At 61.2% G+C, this 17,057-nt stretch carries 26 protein-coding genes; 12 read left to right on the top strand and 14 right to left on the bottom strand.

Annotated elements, in window-relative coordinates; all coding sequences use genetic code 11:
• Positions 1-28 precede the first annotated feature (28 nt).
• Entirely contained in the window at positions 29-547 is a 519-nt protein-coding gene (locus KYK83_RS08125; RefSeq protein ID WP_222827852.1) for a sterol desaturase family protein, read from the top strand.
• Positions 548-583: 36 nt separating this feature from the next.
• On the opposite strand, the gene KYK83_RS08120 is transcribed toward KYK83_RS08125, so the two are convergent.
• From KYK83_RS08120 to KYK83_RS08060, 13 genes are all read right to left on the bottom strand, one after another.
• Positions 584-742 (bottom strand): YqaE/Pmp3 family membrane protein, encoded by a 159-nt coding sequence (locus tag KYK83_RS08120; RefSeq protein ID WP_103024218.1) that lies wholly within the window; start codon positions 740-742, stop codon positions 584-586.
• A gap of 73 nt (positions 743-815) precedes the next feature.
• Positions 816-1,166 carry a YbaN family protein gene (locus KYK83_RS08115; protein ID WP_103024219.1) on the bottom strand — a complete coding sequence of 117 codons (351 nt, stop codon included), beginning with the start codon at positions 1,164-1,166 and terminating at the stop codon, positions 816-818.
• Between the two features lie 6 nt (positions 1,167-1,172).
• Positions 1,173-1,580, bottom strand: coding sequence for a SufE family protein (locus tag KYK83_RS08110; RefSeq protein ID WP_222827851.1), 408 nt, complete (start codon positions 1,578-1,580; stop codon positions 1,173-1,175).
• Between the two features lie 41 nt (positions 1,581-1,621).
• On the bottom strand, positions 1,622-1,798 hold the full coding sequence (locus KYK83_RS08105) for a hypothetical protein (protein ID WP_222827850.1): 177 nt from the start codon (positions 1,796-1,798) through the stop codon (positions 1,622-1,624).
• Entirely contained in the window at positions 1,795-2,019 is a 225-nt protein-coding gene (locus KYK83_RS08100) for a hypothetical protein (protein WP_247714544.1), read from the bottom strand. Before KYK83_RS08100 ends, KYK83_RS08105 begins: the two co-directional genes overlap by 4 nt.
• 35 nt (positions 2,020-2,054) lie before the next feature.
• Positions 2,055-2,342 (bottom strand): hypothetical protein, encoded by a 288-nt coding sequence (locus tag KYK83_RS08095; protein ID WP_222827849.1) that lies wholly within the window; start codon positions 2,340-2,342, stop codon positions 2,055-2,057.
• The gene (locus tag KYK83_RS08090; RefSeq protein WP_222827848.1) at positions 2,339-2,653 is read right to left on the bottom strand and encodes a hypothetical protein; all 315 of its coding nucleotides are present in this window, start codon (positions 2,651-2,653) and stop codon (positions 2,339-2,341) included. The genes KYK83_RS08095 and KYK83_RS08090 overlap by 4 nt, the downstream gene beginning before the upstream one ends.
• Entirely contained in the window at positions 2,653-2,961 is a 309-nt protein-coding gene (locus KYK83_RS08085) for a hypothetical protein (RefSeq protein WP_196847886.1), read from the bottom strand. Before KYK83_RS08085 ends, KYK83_RS08090 begins: the two co-directional genes overlap by 1 nt.
• Complete coding sequence (locus KYK83_RS08080; protein ID WP_222827847.1) at positions 2,961-3,269, bottom strand: hypothetical protein; 309 nt, start codon at positions 3,267-3,269, stop codon at positions 2,961-2,963. Before KYK83_RS08080 ends, KYK83_RS08085 begins: the two co-directional genes overlap by 1 nt.
• A 23-nt stretch (positions 3,270-3,292) precedes the next feature.
• Positions 3,293-3,670 carry an envelope stress response membrane protein PspC gene (gene pspC, locus KYK83_RS08075; RefSeq protein WP_103024225.1) on the bottom strand — a complete coding sequence of 126 codons (378 nt, stop codon included), beginning with the start codon at positions 3,668-3,670 and terminating at the stop codon, positions 3,293-3,295.
• Positions 3,667-3,963, bottom strand: coding sequence for an envelope stress response membrane protein PspB (pspB, locus tag KYK83_RS08070; RefSeq protein WP_103024226.1), 297 nt, complete (start codon positions 3,961-3,963; stop codon positions 3,667-3,669). The genes pspC and pspB overlap by 4 nt, the downstream gene beginning before the upstream one ends.
• A gap of 3 nt (positions 3,964-3,966) precedes the next feature.
• On the bottom strand, positions 3,967-4,857 hold the full coding sequence (gene pspA / locus KYK83_RS08065; RefSeq protein ID WP_430299113.1) for a phage shock protein PspA: 891 nt from the start codon (positions 4,855-4,857) through the stop codon (positions 3,967-3,969).
• Between the two features lie 2 nt (positions 4,858-4,859).
• Positions 4,860-5,012 carry a hypothetical protein gene (locus tag KYK83_RS08060; RefSeq protein WP_222827846.1) on the bottom strand — a complete coding sequence of 51 codons (153 nt, stop codon included), beginning with the start codon at positions 5,010-5,012 and terminating at the stop codon, positions 4,860-4,862.
• A 167-nt stretch (positions 5,013-5,179) separates the two neighbouring features.
• Between KYK83_RS08060 and pspF the strand changes: the two genes are divergently transcribed.
• From pspF to rbfA, 7 genes are all read left to right on the top strand, one after another.
• Positions 5,180-6,202, top strand: coding sequence for a phage shock protein operon transcriptional activator (pspF, locus tag KYK83_RS08055; RefSeq protein WP_222827845.1), 1,023 nt, complete (start codon positions 5,180-5,182; stop codon positions 6,200-6,202).
• Positions 6,203-6,337: 135 nt separating this feature from the next.
• Entirely contained in the window at positions 6,338-6,904 is a 567-nt protein-coding gene (gene rimP / locus KYK83_RS08050; protein ID WP_222827844.1) for a ribosome maturation protein RimP, read from the top strand.
• Positions 6,904-8,565 carry a transcription termination factor NusA gene (gene nusA / locus KYK83_RS08045; protein WP_103024230.1) on the top strand — a complete coding sequence of 554 codons (1,662 nt, stop codon included), beginning with the start codon at positions 6,904-6,906 and terminating at the stop codon, positions 8,563-8,565. The genes rimP and nusA overlap by 1 nt, the downstream gene beginning before the upstream one ends.
• Positions 8,546-9,244: a DUF448 domain-containing protein gene (locus KYK83_RS08040; protein ID WP_222827843.1), complete on the top strand. Its 699-nt coding sequence runs from the start codon at positions 8,546-8,548 to the stop codon at positions 9,242-9,244. The genes nusA and KYK83_RS08040 overlap by 20 nt, the downstream gene beginning before the upstream one ends.
• A 50-nt stretch (positions 9,245-9,294) precedes the next feature.
• Positions 9,295-11,847 (top strand): translation initiation factor IF-2, encoded by a 2,553-nt coding sequence (gene infB / locus KYK83_RS08035; RefSeq protein WP_222827842.1) that lies wholly within the window; start codon positions 9,295-9,297, stop codon positions 11,845-11,847.
• Complete coding sequence (locus KYK83_RS08030; RefSeq protein WP_247714503.1) at positions 11,847-12,257, top strand: PaaI family thioesterase; 411 nt, start codon at positions 11,847-11,849, stop codon at positions 12,255-12,257. The genes infB and KYK83_RS08030 overlap by 1 nt, the downstream gene beginning before the upstream one ends.
• Entirely contained in the window at positions 12,257-12,655 is a 399-nt protein-coding gene (gene rbfA, locus KYK83_RS08025) for a 30S ribosome-binding factor RbfA (RefSeq protein WP_103024233.1), read from the top strand. The genes KYK83_RS08030 and rbfA overlap by 1 nt, the downstream gene beginning before the upstream one ends.
• Positions 12,656-12,658: 3 nt before the next feature.
• Here rbfA and KYK83_RS08020 read toward each other — a convergent pair whose 3' ends face one another.
• Positions 12,659-14,290 carry an AbgT family transporter gene (locus KYK83_RS08020; RefSeq protein ID WP_222827841.1) on the bottom strand — a complete coding sequence of 544 codons (1,632 nt, stop codon included), beginning with the start codon at positions 14,288-14,290 and terminating at the stop codon, positions 12,659-12,661.
• A 99-nt stretch (positions 14,291-14,389) separates the two neighbouring features.
• Here KYK83_RS08020 and KYK83_RS08015 point away from each other — a divergent pair, with 99 nt between their 5' ends.
• Genes KYK83_RS08015 through rpsO form a run of 4 tightly spaced genes read left to right on the top strand, consistent with a single transcriptional unit; the run spans position 14,390 to position 16,956 of the window.
• A complete protein-coding gene (locus KYK83_RS08015; protein WP_222827840.1) occupies positions 14,390-14,968 on the top strand; it encodes a thymidine kinase in 579 nt (192 codons plus the stop codon).
• A gap of 25 nt (positions 14,969-14,993) precedes the next feature.
• Positions 14,994-15,686 (top strand): site-2 protease family protein, encoded by a 693-nt coding sequence (locus tag KYK83_RS08010; protein WP_103024236.1) that lies wholly within the window; start codon positions 14,994-14,996, stop codon positions 15,684-15,686.
• Positions 15,683-16,681: a tRNA pseudouridine(55) synthase TruB gene (truB, locus tag KYK83_RS08005; RefSeq protein ID WP_103024237.1), complete on the top strand. Its 999-nt coding sequence runs from the start codon at positions 15,683-15,685 to the stop codon at positions 16,679-16,681. Before KYK83_RS08010 ends, truB begins: the two co-directional genes overlap by 4 nt.
• A gap of 5 nt (positions 16,682-16,686) precedes the next feature.
• Positions 16,687-16,956 carry a 30S ribosomal protein S15 gene (rpsO, locus tag KYK83_RS08000; protein ID WP_103024238.1) on the top strand — a complete coding sequence of 90 codons (270 nt, stop codon included), beginning with the start codon at positions 16,687-16,689 and terminating at the stop codon, positions 16,954-16,956.
• Positions 16,957-17,057 lie beyond the last annotated feature (101 nt).

Here is a 17,057-nt window from a genome sequence, read left to right as displayed (position 1 = left end):
GCCGGGCGCATGACACTATATCGGGTGCATGGATTTCCTCGCACCGGCCCTTATCGTCTTTGCCACTGTGTTGGCCATGGAATGGGTCGCATGGGCGAGCCATAAGTACATCATGCACGGATTCGCTTGGGCGTGGCATCGGGACCACCACGAGCCTCATGACAATTTGCTGGAAAAGAACGACCTTTTCGCAATCGTCGGCGCAGTGGCAAGCATTTCCATGTTCGCCATCGGCAGCCCGATGGTGCTGGGATCGGGCGCGTGGTGGCCGGGCACATGGATCGGGCTAGGGATATTGTTCTACGGAATCATCTATACGCTGGTGCATGATGGCCTGGTCCACCAACGTTACTTCCAATGGGTTCCAAAGCGTGGCTATGCGAAGCGCTTGGTGCAGGCGCACAAGCTGCACCACGCGACTGTGGGTAAGGAAGGCGGGGTGAGTTTCGGATTTGTCCTGGCTCGCGATCCTGCGAGGCTCAAGGCAGAACTCCGGCGGCAGCGTGAAGCGGGTATCGCGATCATACGCGAAAGCGCCGGAACCTGAGGCCCCGGCGCAATTCATAAACCCTTGGCGAATGGGTTACTTGGCGTAGTTCACGTAAAGGCCATGAATCAGCCCCGGGAAATAGCCCAGCAAGGTTAGAACAAGGTTCAGCAGCGCTTTACCGCCCAGTCCATGCTTTGCAGCGACACCCAGGGGGGGAAGCAGGATCGTGGCGATGAGAATGAGAATTGCCATGGAAAAAATGTCCTTTTGATGCCCTTCCGTCGTTCGCATTACCAACCGATCGGCGACGGGGCAGTTCCAGAGGTCACTCGTTCCGGGTGGCTATCCAACTGCCGCAGACGACAAGAATCCCGATGGAAATCCAGTACCAGGGATGGCCGAGGGTGTACCAGGTGAACACCGCGCCCGCTGCCATGGCGCCGATGGCCATCGTCTTGGAAGATCGGCTTATGGCACGGCGGTCGCGCCAATCTTTCACCTGTGGTCCCCAATGGGGGTGATCGAGGATTTTCTGTTCGAGTTCCGGGCTCGATCGCGCAAAGAAATAGACCGCCAGCAGCAGGAAAGGGACTGTCGGCATGATCGGTAGCACCGCCCCTATGGCACCGAGACCGACTGCGAAAATACCCAGACCCTTGAAAATCGGCCGTCTCACGTCAGATCACCCCGCTGCAATCCGCGCGGCATGTTCCTGTACCAGTGCAATCATGTTCGGCACACCCTGCGTGCGACTGCTCGACAACTGGTTTTTCAGATCGAAAGGGGCGAGTGCAGCATCGATGTCCATTTCCGCGACTTCGGTTGCCGGCTTGTCCTGCACGGCCGCTATGACCAGAGCGACGATGCCCTTGGTGATCGCTGCATTGCTGTCGGCCAGAAAATGGAGCTTGCCTTCATCACCGGTTGGATAGACCCATACTTGGGCACTGCAGCCGCGCACCAGCGTGGCATCGGTCTTGAGCGCTTCCGGCATTTCCTCAAGGTCGCGACCCAGCTCGATCAGGAGGCGGTAGCGTTCGTCGCCTTCGAGAAATTCGTATTCTTCTGCAATATCGGAAATCGTGCGCATGGCGCGCCTTTAGCGGGCTGGGCGGCAGCCGTCCATGTGCCTCAACCTGACAAACCGCCGGGCCGGGTAAACGCATAGTAGATAACGTAAAACCAACCAAAGAAGCCTTGGATGGCGGCCCACACGATGGACTTGTGCACGCTCCAGCTGATGGCCACGGCAATTGCGCTGCCGAGGCCGATACCGGCCCGTGCGGCGTCGGTCCTAACGACGCTCAAAGGTCCACTCCGCTGGCGATCGCCTCGAGCTTCTTGATGCGTTCCTTGAGGTCGGAAATCTCAATGCGCGCCGCGCCGAGCGATGATCCGGCCTTTTCGTCATCAGGCGCGTAGTGTCGTTCAAGCTCCTGGCGCTTGAGAGCCAGCCAGCCCTGCCAGGCCCGGAGCAGCACGCTAGCGACGATGGTCAATCCGACCAGCGAGGCTCCTGCGATTATCATAGTCGGTTCGAACACCACCTCATGTCCTCCTTCAACTAGTCCCTATCGGTCTGCTTTTCGCGCAGAGCCTCGATTTCGGCAGAGATGCGCTTCGTTTCGCGCGCATCGAGCGAATTATTATCAGTCGCTATCCGCTCGAGCACCTTGATGCGCTCGCGCAGTTCATCCAGTTCGCGGCGCTCTTCGGTGCGATCAAACGTCTGATGCTGCCCGCGCTCTGACTGGTCGTGGCCAAGTCCTGAACCATGGCGATGCTTCGACTTCACCATTTCGGTAAAGGCTATGATCGCCAACATTATCACAACTGCAGTCCAGAAACTCATGATGCATTCTCACGCGAAGCTGTTCGGTCATCGATCTGGTGAAGGTCTCTTAGTTCGTCGATCTGCATAGCGAGCACATGATTGCCGTCAGTAGCGATGCGCTCGAGAACGCGAACCCGTTCTTCCATCTTTGAATAATCACCATTGGCAAACCGCGCCTGGTCTGCCTTCGCTTCTTCGGCGCGGGCATGCAGTTCCAGCTTACGCTCCTCGTGCGCTTGGACCCGCTGATTCACTACGTAGGCGAAGGGCAACACCAACATCAGGATCACCAGAATGAAACCGAAGACAAGGATCAGGTCGGGATCCATCAGTTGGTTTCCCTGCCTTCACGCAGACGGTCGATTTCGTGCGTCAGATGATAGCCGCTGTCGGTTACGATCCGTTCGACATTGCCGAGGCGATCCTTAAGCGAACCGAGTTCGGCACGCAGTTCAGCGTTTTCCTGCGTCAGCAACTTGACCCGTTCGACGGCCTGGTCGTTCTTTGGATAGACTGCCTTACCCCAGCTGTTTTCGAGCGGGTAACCATTCTTGATCCGCATCCATGTCGTCATCAGCCACCCGGCTGTCATGATGCCGACGCCTGCGATGATCGTTGTTTCGGAAAGGAATTCCATTATGCCTTCTCCCCTGTCTTGATGCTCAGCGGCACCCCGCTGTCGGCTCCTTCGACGGTGCGCTGATCGCGCAGTGCCTCAATTTGGGTGGCGACATCGTAGCCCTTGTCGGTCACGATACGTTCGAGCACGCGCACCCGGTCTTCCAAGTCGTGGACCTTGCTGGCGTATTGCGCGGCCTTTTCTGCCGTGGCTTGCGCAGTGGTCTTGACGTTCATTTCGGCCAGCTTTTGCTGGTGCTTCGTCCAGATCGCGATGATCGGGATCATCAGGGCGATGATCGGGATGAAAACGCCAATGTTGTCCATTCTGCTTCTCCCCCTCTTTTCACTCAGCGCAGCCGTTCGATTTCGGCGTTGAGGCGCGGATTGCTGCTGACATAGTAGGTTTCGACATCAGCAAGGCGGCGATCGACGTCCTTCATTCGCGCGCGGATTTCGCGGGCAGTGCGCTTCGGGTTCTGGCGAACACGCTGCCAGTAGGTCTGCTCTTCGCGGTCGACATAGAGATGTGACGGCTTCTTGTTCAGCAGCAGGCCGGCAATGAAGTAGAACGGGATAGTCGAACCACCGGACATGAAGGTCAGGCCGACCAGGCCGAGACGGACCCAGAAGACATTGACGCCGGTGTAGTCGGCAATGCCGGAGCATACGCCCATCAACTTCGCGTTCTGCTTGTCGCGGTAAAGCGTGGTGCGGGGGCTGTTCATTTCAGGCTTCCTTTCTTCTCGGCCATCAACTGCTCGAGTTCGCGCAGCTGCTGGTTATCCTGTTCACTGTCGTGAACGAGGCGGGCGGGGCGAAAGTCCGGATTGTCGCTCGCTACGAGGCGCTCGACTGTATCCATGCGGTCGTCCAGCCGCTTTGCGAGGCTGTAGAGTTCCTCGAGCAGGGCTTCGTCATCTGTCGTGATGGTCGCCGACGTCTTCCACTTCGTGATGTAGTGGAGGATGATCCACGGCAGGCCGATGAAAATGGCCACGATTGCAAAAATCTCTTCCACGGATCAGTCCTCCTTGCTCGCGCCGTTCTTGCCGAGCGCCTTTTTCATCTGTTCGAGTTCGTCGTCGATCGCGTCGGCACCTTCCAGGGCGGCGATTTCGTCGGCCAGACTGGGCTTGTCAGACTTGTCGGCAATGCTCAGCGCATCGGCGCGGCCTTCGGCGTAGTCGACGCGGCGTTCAAGCTGATCGAAGCGCGAAAGTGCATCGTCGACCCGTTCGTTTGTCATCAGACTGCGAAGCTTGACGCGGTTCTCCGCGCTTTCGAGGCGCGCGGCAATCGCCGTCTGGCGGCTCCGCGCTTCGCGAAGGCGGTTCTGAAGCTTCTGGATGTCCTGCTCGTAGGCGCGCAGCGCATCGTCTAGGACGGCGATCTCCTGTTTGAGCTGCTCGCTCATGTCGACCGCCTTCTTCTTTTCGACCAGAGCGGCGCGGGCAAGATCCTCCCGGTCCTTCGAGATGGCGAGTTGAGCCTTCTCGCTCCAGTCCGCCTGAAGCTTGTCGAGCTTGACCGTGTGGCGATGCATCTCCTTCTGGTCCGCGATGGTACGGGCGGCGCTCGCGCGGACTTCGACCAGCGTTTCCTCCATCTCGAGGATGATCATGCGGATCATCTTCTGGGGGTCGTCCGCCTTGTCCAGCATGTCGTTGAAGTTGGCGGCGATGATGTCGCGGGTGCGGCTGAAAATGCCCATTAAAGGTGCTCCATTGGCAAAAAAGTCCGGTCCTCTGGACCGTCCGGCGTCGCGGGTCGGCGTCGGTGACCGGCGCAGCCGTTCTACCTCTTCCTCGATCCGCGACAAGCGGGGGCGGGCCGAAGCGCCGTCGGCATCACTGCCGCGGGGACTGTCGGGGGAGTGGCGCTCCGGCCCTAAGGGATCGTGGTCGGGAGGCAGGGTCATGCGATCTCGACCTGTTCGTAGGCGGCCACGGCGGGGGTGGGGGCGGTGACCGTGATATGCGAGCTCAGCACGACGAAGGTGGCCATGGCCGCGATGCTCGCGATGGCAGCTTGCCCGAGCTGGCTGCGGAAGAAGTTGATGTTGTACATGCGGGGTGCCTCCCTTGGGTCAGGTGACCGATTGCTGTTATCCCTTGTTCAGCAAAGGGCGTGCCAAACCCGGAAAACGGGGGATTTCCGCGCGTTGCGAGGCTCTGCACAAGGGAGTCGATGGTTTTTGTTGCCAATCCTTGGGGTATTTTCCTATATATTGGCCCATGGAGCGGGAGAACCAGTTCATAGGCCAATCCGGGGCCTTTCTCGACGCAGTCGAGCGGGCCAGCCGTGCCGCGCCAATGCGCAGGCCCGTGCTCGTCATCGGCGAGCGGGGCACGGGTAAGGAGCTGATCGCGGAACGTCTGCATCGCCTTTCTACCAGATGGGACGAGCCACTGGTCACCATGAACTGCGCCGCGCTGCCGGAAACGCTGATCGAGGCCGAGCTTTTCGGGCATGAGGCGGGGGCCTTCACCGGTGCTACCAGATCAAGGGCAGGCAGGTTCGAGGAAGCCGACAAGGGGACGCTTTTTCTCGACGAACTGGGCACTTTGTCGATGGGTGCGCAGGAGAGGCTGTTGAGAGCAGTCGAATATGGCGAGGTGACGCGCATCGGATCGAGTCGCCCGATGCGGGTGGATGTCCGTATCGTCGCGGCCACCAACGAGGACCTGCCTAGGAAAGCGGAGCGCGGCGATTTCCGCGCCGACTTGCTCGACCGGCTCAGTTTCGAAGTCATTACCCTTCCGCCCCTGCGCGTGCGCGAAGGGGATGTGCATGTCCTGACGGATTACTTCGGCCGCCGCATGGCTGCCGAACTGGGTTGGGAGGGCTGGCCAGGCTTCGCGCCCCATGTTGCCGAACAGATGGAAAAGCACGACTGGCCCGGTAATGTACGCGAACTGCGCAACGTCGTGGAACGCGCCATCTATCGCTGGGACGACTGGAGCGAGCCGATCGGGCATGTGGTTTTCGATCCTTTCGACAGCCCCTGGAAGCCCGTATCGCCGGAACCGCGGGCCGAGAAAGCGGCCGCGAAAGTCAATGCGCCCGCCGACCGCCCGCCTGATTTCGATCATGTGGACGATCTGCGTTCGGCCGTGGATGCGCATGAGCGCGCCATAGTGGAGCATGCGCTGGGCAAGCATCGCTGGAACCAGCGGCAGACAGCCAAGGCGCTGGGGCTGAGTTACGATCAGTTGCGCCATTGTATAAAGAAGCACGCGCTGGCGGACGATAGTTGATCGCCGCTTGCTTTTCGCAAGACTCGCGCCTATCTGGCTGCGCATCCCGACATTGTCGCGACACTGGAGGGGCTGGCGCCGCAAGGGGCCGGCACGAAACCCCATTGTCGCCTGGCATGTGCAAATGGAGACTGAATGGCCGACCTGGTACGCTTGACCGAAGTAATCGAACCCGAGGCAAAGGCGCTCGGATTTGATCTCGTGCGCGTCAAGATGATGCCGTCCGAAGCCGGCGACGGCGGCGAGGCGCTGCAGATCATGGCCGAAGACCCGGCGACGGGCCAGCTCGTGATCGATCAGTGTGCGGCCCTGTCGCGCCGCGTGTCCGAGCGGCTGGACGCGCTGGAAGAAGAAGGCGAAGTGCTGATTCCGGGCGCCTATCATCTCGAAGTGTCGAGCCCGGGCATCGACCGCCCGCTCACCCGAGCGAAGGATTTCGCCGATTGGGCAGGGCACGAAGCCAAGATTTCCATGGCGAAGGGATATGACGGCCAGCGCAATCTGCGCGGTTCGCTCAAGGGCATCGATGGCGACCTGGTCACGATCGATGATCGCAAGGCAGGGGAAGTTTCCATTCCCCGCGACCAGATTCATTCGGCACAGCTTGTCTTGACCGACGAACTTATTGCCGCCACCCAGCCGCTCGACACGAGCGGTGCCGACGAAATTGTCGAAACCGAAGAAGAAAAGGCAGACGACTGATGGCCAGCGCCATTTCCGCCAACAAGGCTGAACTCCTCGCGATCGCAAACTCGGTCGCTTCGGAAAAGATGATCGACAAGGCGATCGTCATCGAAGCGATGGAAGAGGCGATCCAGAAATCTGCCCGTAACCGCTACGGCGCCGAAAACGACATCCGTGCCAAGCTCGATCCGCTGACCGGCGATCTGCGCCTGTGGCGTGTTGTCGAAGTGGTCGAGGAAGTCGAAGACTACTTCAAGCAGGTCGATTTGAAGGCTGCGCAGAAGCTGCAGGACGACGCCAAGATCGGCGACTTCATCGTCGATCCGCTTCCCCCGGTCGATCTCGGCCGGATCGACGCGCAGAGTGCCAAGCAGGTGATCTTCCAGAAGGTCCGCGACGCCGAGCGCGAGCGCCAGTTCGACGAATTCAAGGATCGCGCAGGCGAAGTGATCACCGGTGTGATCAAATCGGTCGAATTCGGCCATGTGATCGTGAACCTAGGACGCGCCGAAGGCGTGATCCGCCGCGACCAGCAGATCCCACGCGAAGCCGCCCGTGTCGGCGAACGCGTGCGTGCGCTGATCACCAAGGTGGAACGCAACAACCGCGGTCCGCAGATTTTCCTGTCCCGCGCGCACCCTGATTTCATGAAGAAGCTGTTCGCGCAGGAAGTGCCCGAAATCTATGACGGCATCATTGAGATCAAGGCAGCCGCCCGCGATCCGGGCAGCCGCGCAAAGATCGGCGTTATCAGCCACGACAGCAGCATCGACCCCGTCGGTGCCTGCGTCGGTATGAAAGGTAGCCGCGTGCAGGCCGTCGTGCAGGAACTGCAGGGCGAGAAGATCGACATCATTCCCTGGTCGGAAGATGGCGCGACCTTCATCGTCAATGCGCTTCAGCCGGCCACCGTCAGCCGCGTCGTTCTCGATGAGGAAGATGGCCGCATCGAAGTCGTCGTGCCCGACGACCAGCTTTCGCTGGCCATCGGTCGCCGCGGTCAGAACGTGCGCCTCGCCAGCCAGCTGACGAGCAACCAGATCGACATCATGACCGAGGAAGAAGCCTCGGAAAAGCGGAGCAAGGAATTTGCCGAGCGTTCCAAGATGTTCGAAGAGGAACTCGACGTCGACGAAACGCTGTCGCAGCTGCTTGTTGCCGAAGGCTTCGCCGAACTCGAAGAAGTCGCCTATGTCGAGCTGGAAGAATTGGCGGGCATCGAAGGTTTCGACGAGGATCTGGCCGAAGAGCTCCAGAGCCGCGCACAGGAAGCCATCGATCGCCAGGAAGCAGCGCACCGCGAGGCGCGCCGCGAACTGGGCGTGGAAGACGCGCTGGCCGAACTGCCGCACCTGACCGAGGCCATGCTGGTCACGCTGGGCAAGGCAGGGCTCAAGACGCTGGACGACGTGGCCGATCTTGCCACCGACGAACTCATCCAGAAGAAGCGCGAAGCCCCGCGTCGCCGCAACAATGCCGACGGTCCGCCCATGCGGCGTCCCTCGGTCCGCGAGCAGGACAAGGGCGGCGTGCTGGGCGAATATGGCCTGACCGAAGAGCAGGGCAACGAGATCATCATGGCTGCCCGCGCCCATTGGTTCGAAGACGAAGAGGAAGCTCCGGCACCTGCCGAGACGACCGACAAGCAGGAGGCCGCCGATGCGGACTCCACCCAATGAGAGCCTGAGTTCCGACATCGTCGAAGCGCCCAAGGCACGGAAAGCTTCCGAGCCCGAAAGGCGCTGCGTCATTTCAGGGCAGACCGGCCCGCGCGAAGAACTCGTGCGGCTGGCGGTTTCGCCGTCCGGCCTTGTCCTGCCCGATGCGCAGGAAAAGGCGCCGGGCCGCGGGGCCTGGGTCGGTGAAAACCGCGTCGGTCTGGAAGCGGCGCTGGCCAATGGCAAACTGAAGGGCGGGCTGTCGCGCGCCTTCAAGACGGGGAACCTGGAAATTCCCGAGACGCTGCCCCAGATGGTGCAGGATGCGCTGACACGCGTGCTGCTTGACCGACTGGGGCTCGAAATGCGCGTCGGAGGTCTTATCTTAGGTACGCAGCGCATTGCCGAGGCGGCGCGCGGCGGGGCCGTGGTCCTGTTGCTGCACGCCAGCGATGCAAGCGAAGATGGGCGCAAGAAGCTGGATCAGGCCTGGCGGGTCGGACGCGAGGCGGAAGGGTCCGGAGAACGGGGCCTCGAACTGCCTCTGGACCGGAACGCTTTGTCTGTGGCATTGGGCCGCGACAATGTCGTCCATTTGGCGCTGGCCGAGGATGCATCGGCTACCAGGGTCATCAAGCCCCTGACGCGCCTCATGCATTATCTGGGACAGGAATTCCCTGCCGGTATGGCGCCGCGTTAGCGAGCGCCAGCGACGAATTGAACGATTGATACGAAGAGAAACGAGCAAGAATGAGCGACGACGACAAGAAACCAGCCCGCAAACCGCTTACCCTGAAGGGCGCGCAACCGGGTGAGGTCAAGCAGACCTTCAGCCACGGCCGCACCAACAAGGTGGCGGTCGAGGTGAAGCGCCGCCGCAAGCTTGTTAAGCCCGGCGAGACGCCGCCCGCGCCGCCACCTCCGCCGCCGGCGCCCGAGCCCGCGCCGGCCCCTGCGCCCACCCCGACGGCTGCAAAGCCCGAGGTCAAGAAGAAGCCTGCCCCGTCGAACGAGACGCCGCAGGAACGCGTCGCCCGGCTTCAGCGCGAAGCCGAGGAAGACCGGCTGCGCCAGGCCGAAGAAGCGCGCAAGCGCGAGGAAGAGCAGGCCCGGCAGGCAGTAGAAGACGAGAAGAAGCGGGCGGAAGAAAACCGCAAGGCCGAGGAAGAAGCGGCCAAGAAGGCCGCTGAAGAGCCGAAGAAGGTCGACCAGGCAGAGAAGGCCGAGAAGGAGCCCGAAGCACCGGCACCGGCTGCCGAAGAGGCACCGGCAGAGGAAGCGTCGTCGGCAACGCCTGCGCCTGCTCCGCGCCGGTTCACACCGGTCGCGCGACCCGAAATCAAGAAGCCCGAGCGCAAGAAGAAGGAAGAGAAGCCCGCCCGCGGTGCGCAGGCCGAAACGCCGGACAAGCGCCGTTCGGGCAAGCTGACCGTCAAGAAGGCTCTCAACGAGGACGAAGGCCGCCGTGCGCGCAGCCTCGCCGCACTGAAGCGCGCCCGTGAAAAGGAACGCCGGATGCAGGGCGGTGGCTCGAGCAAGCCGCGCGAAAAGCAGGTGCGCGACGTTATCGTCCCAGAGGCGATCACGGTCGGCGAACTGGCCAAGCGTATGGGTGAGAAGGGGGCCGATCTCGTCAAGGAACTCTTCAACCTCGACATGATGGTTACCGTCAATCAGACGATCGACCAGGATACGGCGGAACTGCTCGTCGAACAGTTCGGTCATACCATCCAGAAGGTGTCCGAAGCGGACGTCGATATTGCGGCCGACGAAGATGTCGATCCGGAAGAAACGCTCAAGGCGCGCCCTCCGGTCGTCACCATCATGGGCCATGTCGACCACGGCAAGACCAGCCTGCTGGACGCGCTTCGCGGGGCCAATGTCGTCAAGGGCGAAGCCGGCGGCATTACGCAGCATATCGGCAGTTATCAGGTGAAGACGAAGAGCGGCGATCTGGTCACCTTCCTCGACACGCCTGGCCACGCTGCCTTTACCCAGATGCGCCAGCGCGGTGCGAACATCACCGATATCGTGGTACTGGTGGTGGCCGCCGACGACGGCATCATGCCGCAGACGATCGAGGCCATCAATCACACCAAGGCTGCCGGCGTTCCGATGATCGTGGCGATCAACAAGATGGACAAGCCGGAAGCCAATCCGGACAACATCCGCAATCGCCTGCTCGAACACGAAGTGATCGTGGAGAAGATGTCGGGCGATGTGCAGGATGTCGAAATCTCGGCCAAGGAAAAGACCGGCCTCGACAAGCTGCTCGAAGCCATCAGCGTGCAGGCCGAACTGCTCGAACTGAAGGCCAACCCCGATCGTATGGCCGAGGCCACCGTGATCGAAGCGCAGCTGGACAAGGGCCGCGGCCCGGTAGCGACCGTGCTGGTGACCCGCGGCACGCTGGAGCGTGGCAACACCTTCGTCGTGGGTACGCAGAGCGGTCGTGTCCGTGCGATCGTCGACGATCAGGGCAAGCAGATCAAGAAGGCCGGGCCTTCCATGCCGGTCGAGGTCCTGGGCCTTGGCGGCGTGCCGAGTGCGGGCGATGTGCTGACCGTGGTCGAAAACGAGCAGCGTGCGCGTGAAGTGGCGGAATATCGTCAGGAAAAGGCGACGGAAAAGCGCACGGCGCTAGCCCCGACCAGTTTCGACACGATGTTCAACAATCTGGCCGCCAATGTCATCGAATTCCCCGTGCTGGTGAAAGCCGATGTGCAGGGTTCGGTGGAAGCGATCACCTCTGCCTTGCACAATCTGTCGAACGACGAGATCAAGGTCCGCGTGCTGCATGCAGGCGTGGGTGCGATCACCGAGAGCGACGTGACGCTGGCCGCTGCGTCGAACGCGCCGATCATCGGCTTCAACGTACGCCCGAATGCCAAGGCACGCGAGCTGGTGAAGCGCGACGGTGTGGAGATGAAGTATTACGACGTCATCTATCACCTAACCGAGGAGATCGCCAAGGAGATGGCAGGCGAGCTGGGTCCGGAGCGGATCGAGCATGTCGTCGGCCGTGCCGCCGTCAAGGAAGTGTTCCGTTCGGGCAAGAAGGACAAGGCCGCCGGCCTGCTGGTCGAGGAAGGCGTCATCCGCAAGGGGCTGCACGCACGCCTCACGCGGGACGATGTCATCGTCTCGGCCACGACCATCGCCTCTCTGCGCCGGTTCAAGGACGATGTGGACGAAGTCCGCGCCGGTCTGGAATGCGGTGTGGTGCTTGCCGACACGAACGACATCAAGGCTGGCGACCAGCTGGAAGTCTTCGAAGTCGAGGAGCGTGAGCGTACCCTGTAATGGCGTCCGAACACGCTCTCGGCGCGGCCCATGCGGAACTGATGGGCGTCGAGTTCGATCATTTCGATGCGGAGCGTGAGGAAATCACGCTCCGTTTCACTGCTCCCGAGACCTTCATCACCCCGCGCGGCAGCGTGCAGGGCGGACTGGTCGCAGGTTTCCTCGACGAGGTGATGGGCTGGGCACATGTCTGGGCCACCGATCAGAAGGAAGCACCGCTCAATCTGGAAATCTCGATGAGCCTGCTGCGGCCCGTCCCGGCTGGCCCGCTGATCGGCAAGGGCCGGGTGGTGCGGCGCGGGCGCAAGGTGATTTTCCTCGAAGGTGAACTGTTCGATGGCGAGAACCGGCTTCTCGCCCGGTCGACCAGCACCGCCATTCCCACCCCACGTCCTACCGGAGAGAAGTGATGGTCCGCCAGCAGTCCACCCCCGAACAGCAATCGGTTCGCGTCCTCAAGGTGGGTGAGCGGGTCCGGCATATCCTGTCCGAACTGCTCGCGCGCGGGGAGGCACATGACGATGTGCTTTCGGCCAGCAATATCGCGGTCACCGAAGTGCGCATGACGCCCGACCTGCGCAACGCGAAGGCCTATGTGAAGCCGTTGCTGGGCGAAGACGAGGCGACCGTCCTGAAAGCGCTACGTACCAATACGGCTTTCTTCCAGAAGGAAGTCGCCCAGCGGCTCGGCCTCAAATTCGCGCCGAAGCTGAGCTTTCAACCCGACGAAAGCTTCGACGAAGCCGATCGGATCGAAAAGCTGCTGTCGGATCCCAAGGTCGCACGCGACCTCGACGACGAAGACTGATCGCTACGGCATCGCGGCGGACATGACATAGCCTACCGGAGCATCCGGCCCCAGCGGGATACCGAGATAGAACCATAGCACGATCAGCACTGTGCCCGACACCATCAACCAGATGGAATAGGGCAGCATCATCGCGGTCAGGCTACCAAGGCCGAAATCCTTCTGCCAGCGCTGGGCGAACACCAGGATGAGCGGGAAATAGACCATCAGCGGCGTGATGATGTTGGTCGCGCTGTCGCCAACGCGGTACGCAGCGGTGGCACCTTCCGGGCTGATGCCGAGCAGCATCAGCATGGGTACGAGGATGGGTGCAAGCAGTGCCCATTTCGCGCTGGCGGAGCCAACGAACAGGTTCAGCAATCCGGTGAAGACGACCATCAGGCCAAGCACGATCGGCAGGGGAAGGCCGGTGGAATCGATCGCCGCCGCGCCGTGAACGGCGCTGATCAGACCCAGATTGGACCAGCCGAACATGGCCACGAAATGCGCTGCCGCGAATGCCAGGACGAGGTAATAACCCATGTCTTTCATGGATTCGGCCATCATCTCGACCAGATCACGGTGGTTCTTGATGCTTCCGGTCGCGCGGCCATAGGCCCAGCCTGTGAGCAGGAAGAGCAGGAAGAAAGCGGCAACGAGACTGCGATATAGAGGCGCCAATTGCGCGTGGATTGAGCAATCCGCGGCGGGGATCGCTTCGCAAGCTGCTTCGTCGATCAGGGGCGTTCCCGGGGCGAACACCATCAAGAGCCAAAGCCCGACCACGAACAACGCCGCAAGCCCTGCATGGCGTAATCCCCTGGAGGCGAGTTCGCCGGTCTCCCCGGCCGGGTCCGGGCTGGCATCGTCAGCGCTTCGACCTGCGGTCGCGCCGCCAGTCCATGGACCCAAGCGTGGCTCGATGATCTTGTCGGTAACGTACCAGATGATCGGCAGGTAAACGACTGTCATCACGCTGATGAAGAACCAGTTCCCGGCAATGTTGGCGGTCCAGGTGGGATCAAGCGCGCTGGCAGCGACGGCTTCTTCCGTAATACCGAACAGTAATGCGTCGAGCTGGCCCGGCGAGATGTTCGCGGAAAACCCGCCTGAGACGCCGGCAAAAGCGGCTGCGATGCCGGCAAGCGGATGGCGACCGGCGGCTGCGAAAAGGATTCCGGCAAGCGGTATCAGCACGACATAGCCCGCGTCAGCGGCATGATTGCCGATCATGGCGACCAGCGCGACGACCGGAGTCAGCATCGTCCTGGGTGCGCTCTTCACGGCCTTCGACATGCCTGCGGCGAAGAAGCCGGAGCGTTCCGCCACCCCTGCGCCCAGCATGACCACGAGGACATAGCCCAGGGGATGAAAGTGGGTGAACGTTGTCGGCATTTCGACCCAGAGGCGCTGGATATTCTCGGGCGAAAGCAGGCTTATCGCCTCGATCCTCTGCGCATTTCCAGTGACCTCGTCGAGCGCAGTGGGATGCATTGCCGAGATGCCGGACATCGCCGCAACGACCGAGAAAAGTACCAGGGCAATTATCAGATAGAAGAAAATGAAGACTGGATCGGGCAGCTTGTTGCCTGTCCGTTCGACCCATCCCAGAATGCCGGTCTGGGTAGGTATTGCCTTCGCTGCTACTTCCGACATCGAATATCCCTGAATATCATCTTCGTTGGATGGATGATCATGATCATCCTCTCTGACACCGTGCTTAACAGGTGGTGCCGCAAGGGCTAGAGCCAGTCGATGGCCAAGCTGTATTTCTATTATGCCAGTATGAATGCGGGCAAGAGCACCACCCTGCTGCAGGCTGCATTCAATTATCGCGAACGTGGCATGCGCGTGTCGTTATGGACTGCGGCTCTCGACGACCGGCCGGGCTTCGGCGCGATTTCCAGCCGGATCGGATTATCGAGCGATGCCCACCGGTTCGAGGTCGACACCGATATCGAGACGCGCGTTCTTGCCGATCATTCGGAAAGCCCGATCGCCTGCGTACTGGTGGACGAAGCGCAATTCCTGACCAAGGATCAGGTTTGGCAACTTGCACGGCTGGCGGACGATGCGGGCATCCCTGTCCTGTGTTACGGCCTGCGTACGGACTTCCAGGGCGAACTGTTTGCAGGGTCGGCCACATTGCTGGGCTTGGCAGATGCGCTGATCGAGATGAAAGCCGTCTGCGATTGCGGTCGCAAAGCGACGATGAACCTGCGCGTCGATGCGCGAGGCGACGCCGTTATCGAGGGTGCACAGACGGAAATCGGCGGCAACGACCGGTATGTCGCCATGTGCCGAAAGCATTTCCGCCAAGCGCTAGCGCGCTAGGCAGGCCCACCCTATCTAGAGCGCCATGACTGAAACCATTCTGCTAGCGGTGATTCTGATCCCGTGTCTGATCATCGCCATTGTCTTTCACGAGGTCGCCCACGGCTGGACTGCGCTTGCTCTGGGCGATCCGACCGCCAAGGAACAGCGGCGCCTTTCGCTTAATCCGATCCGCCACGTCGATCCAATAGGTACGCTGCTGGTGCCGGGAGCGCTGGCCCTGTTCGGCGGGCCGATATTCGGCTGGGCAAAGCCGGTGCCGGTTCGCGGCGACCGGCTGCGCGATCCACGTTTCGGAATGGTAGCCGTGGCAGCAGCAGGACCGGCCACGAATCTTGTTCTGGCCTTTATCGGGGCGCTGGTATTCGGCGCCGTCTCGGGCACCATCATCGCATCGGGCGGAACGCCGCCGGACTGGCTGCTGTCGGCAGGCGGGATGTTCATCCTGATCAACGTATTCCTGGCACTGTTCAATCTTTTGCCGATCCCCCCTTTCGACGGATCGCATATCGTGGGCGGCTTGCTGCCGCCCAAATGGGCGGCGAACTGGCAAAAGCTGCAATCGATGGGGATGCTATTCTTCATCATCCTGATCGCAGCGACGTGGGCCTTTCCGAACAGTGGCCTGATCGAGAACACCGTGCTGCCGCCGGTCTTGTGGCTGCAGGAGCGCTATTTCGAGATTGCCGAGTGGATGGCCCGCGGTATCGCCGGATGAGCGGCACGAAACCCCCGTCACATGGCTGGTTGATCCTCGACAAACCCCGCGGCCTTGGCTCGACGCAGGCCGTTTCGGCCGTCAAGCGTGTGCTGCGGCAGGGCGGCTATGCTAAGACCAAGGTCGGTCACGGCGGTACGCTTGATCCGCTGGCCGAAGGGGTGCTGCCCATCGCTCTGGGTGAAGCGACCAAACTCGCCGGTCGCATGCTCGATTCCGAAAAGATCTATGCCTTCACCATCCAGTTCGGCGAGGAAACCGACACTCTGGATACCGAAGGCGAGGTCATCGAAACATCCGACCGCCGCCCGCCGATGGCTGCGATTCCAGCCGTGCTCGATCATTTTACAGGCGATATCGATCAGGTTCCGCCCGCTTATTCGGCTGTAAAGATCGATGGGAAGCGGGCTTACGATCGGGCGAGGGCCGGCGAAGAGGTCGAGATGAAGACCCGCGCCGTTACGGTGTACTCACTCGACCTGGAAGGTAACCGCGAAGATGGTGAATTGCGGTCCGCTTTTGCCACCACCGCCGGTCGCCCCGACCCTTACGATCCACAAGCTCCGCTGGAACTGGCCGACAGCATCACACTCGTGGCTCATGTATCGAAGGGCACCTACATCCGCTCGCTTGCACGGGATATCGCACGCGCGCTTGGAACGTTGGGGCATGTCACCTATCTGAGGCGCATCAAGGCCGGCCCGTTCACCGAAGAACAGGCGATTTCGCTGGACAAACTGGAGGAAGTCGCTAAGGGCGCGCGCATTGAAAACCTCCTCCTGCCGCTCGAGGCGGGGCTGGACGACATCCCGGCCTTGCAACTCGATCCCGATAGCGCGCAGGCGGTCCGCCAGGGCCGGGTACTTTCGGAACTGCCCCATGCCGACGGGCTTCACCTTGCGACACTGCACGATGTGCCGGTGGCCTTGATGGAACTCAGCGGTGGTACGGCGAAAGTCGTGCGGGGGTTCAACCTACCGGATGTCGCGGAGTAAGAAGTATGTCGGTTACCGCCGAAAAGAAGCAAGAGATCATCAAGGACAATGCCGTCGCCCAGGGCGATACGGGTTCTCCGGAAGTTCAGGTCGCCATCCTGACCGAACGCATCCGCAACCTGACCGAGCATTTCAAGTCCAACCACAAGGACAACCACTCGCGTCGCGGCCTCCTCATGATGGTCAACAAGCGCCGCAACCTTCTCGCCTATCTCAAGAAGAAGGATGTGGAGCGTTATAACGCGCTGATCCAGAAGCTGGGTCTTCGCAAGTAAGAGTTTCTCAAAGGGGCGGCTCAGGTCGCCCCTTTGTTTATCCGGCTTCCGCGCAATCCGGCGCTGGGGCGGACAAAAGAGGCGACGAAAGCCTCGTACCG

The organism is Qipengyuania pacifica (assembly GCF_019857205.1).
Classification (GTDB): Bacteria; Pseudomonadota; Alphaproteobacteria; order Sphingomonadales; family Sphingomonadaceae; genus Qipengyuania; species Qipengyuania pacifica.
The sequence above is the reverse complement of the archived record's forward strand: the minus strand, read 5'-3'. Positions and strand labels throughout refer to the sequence as shown.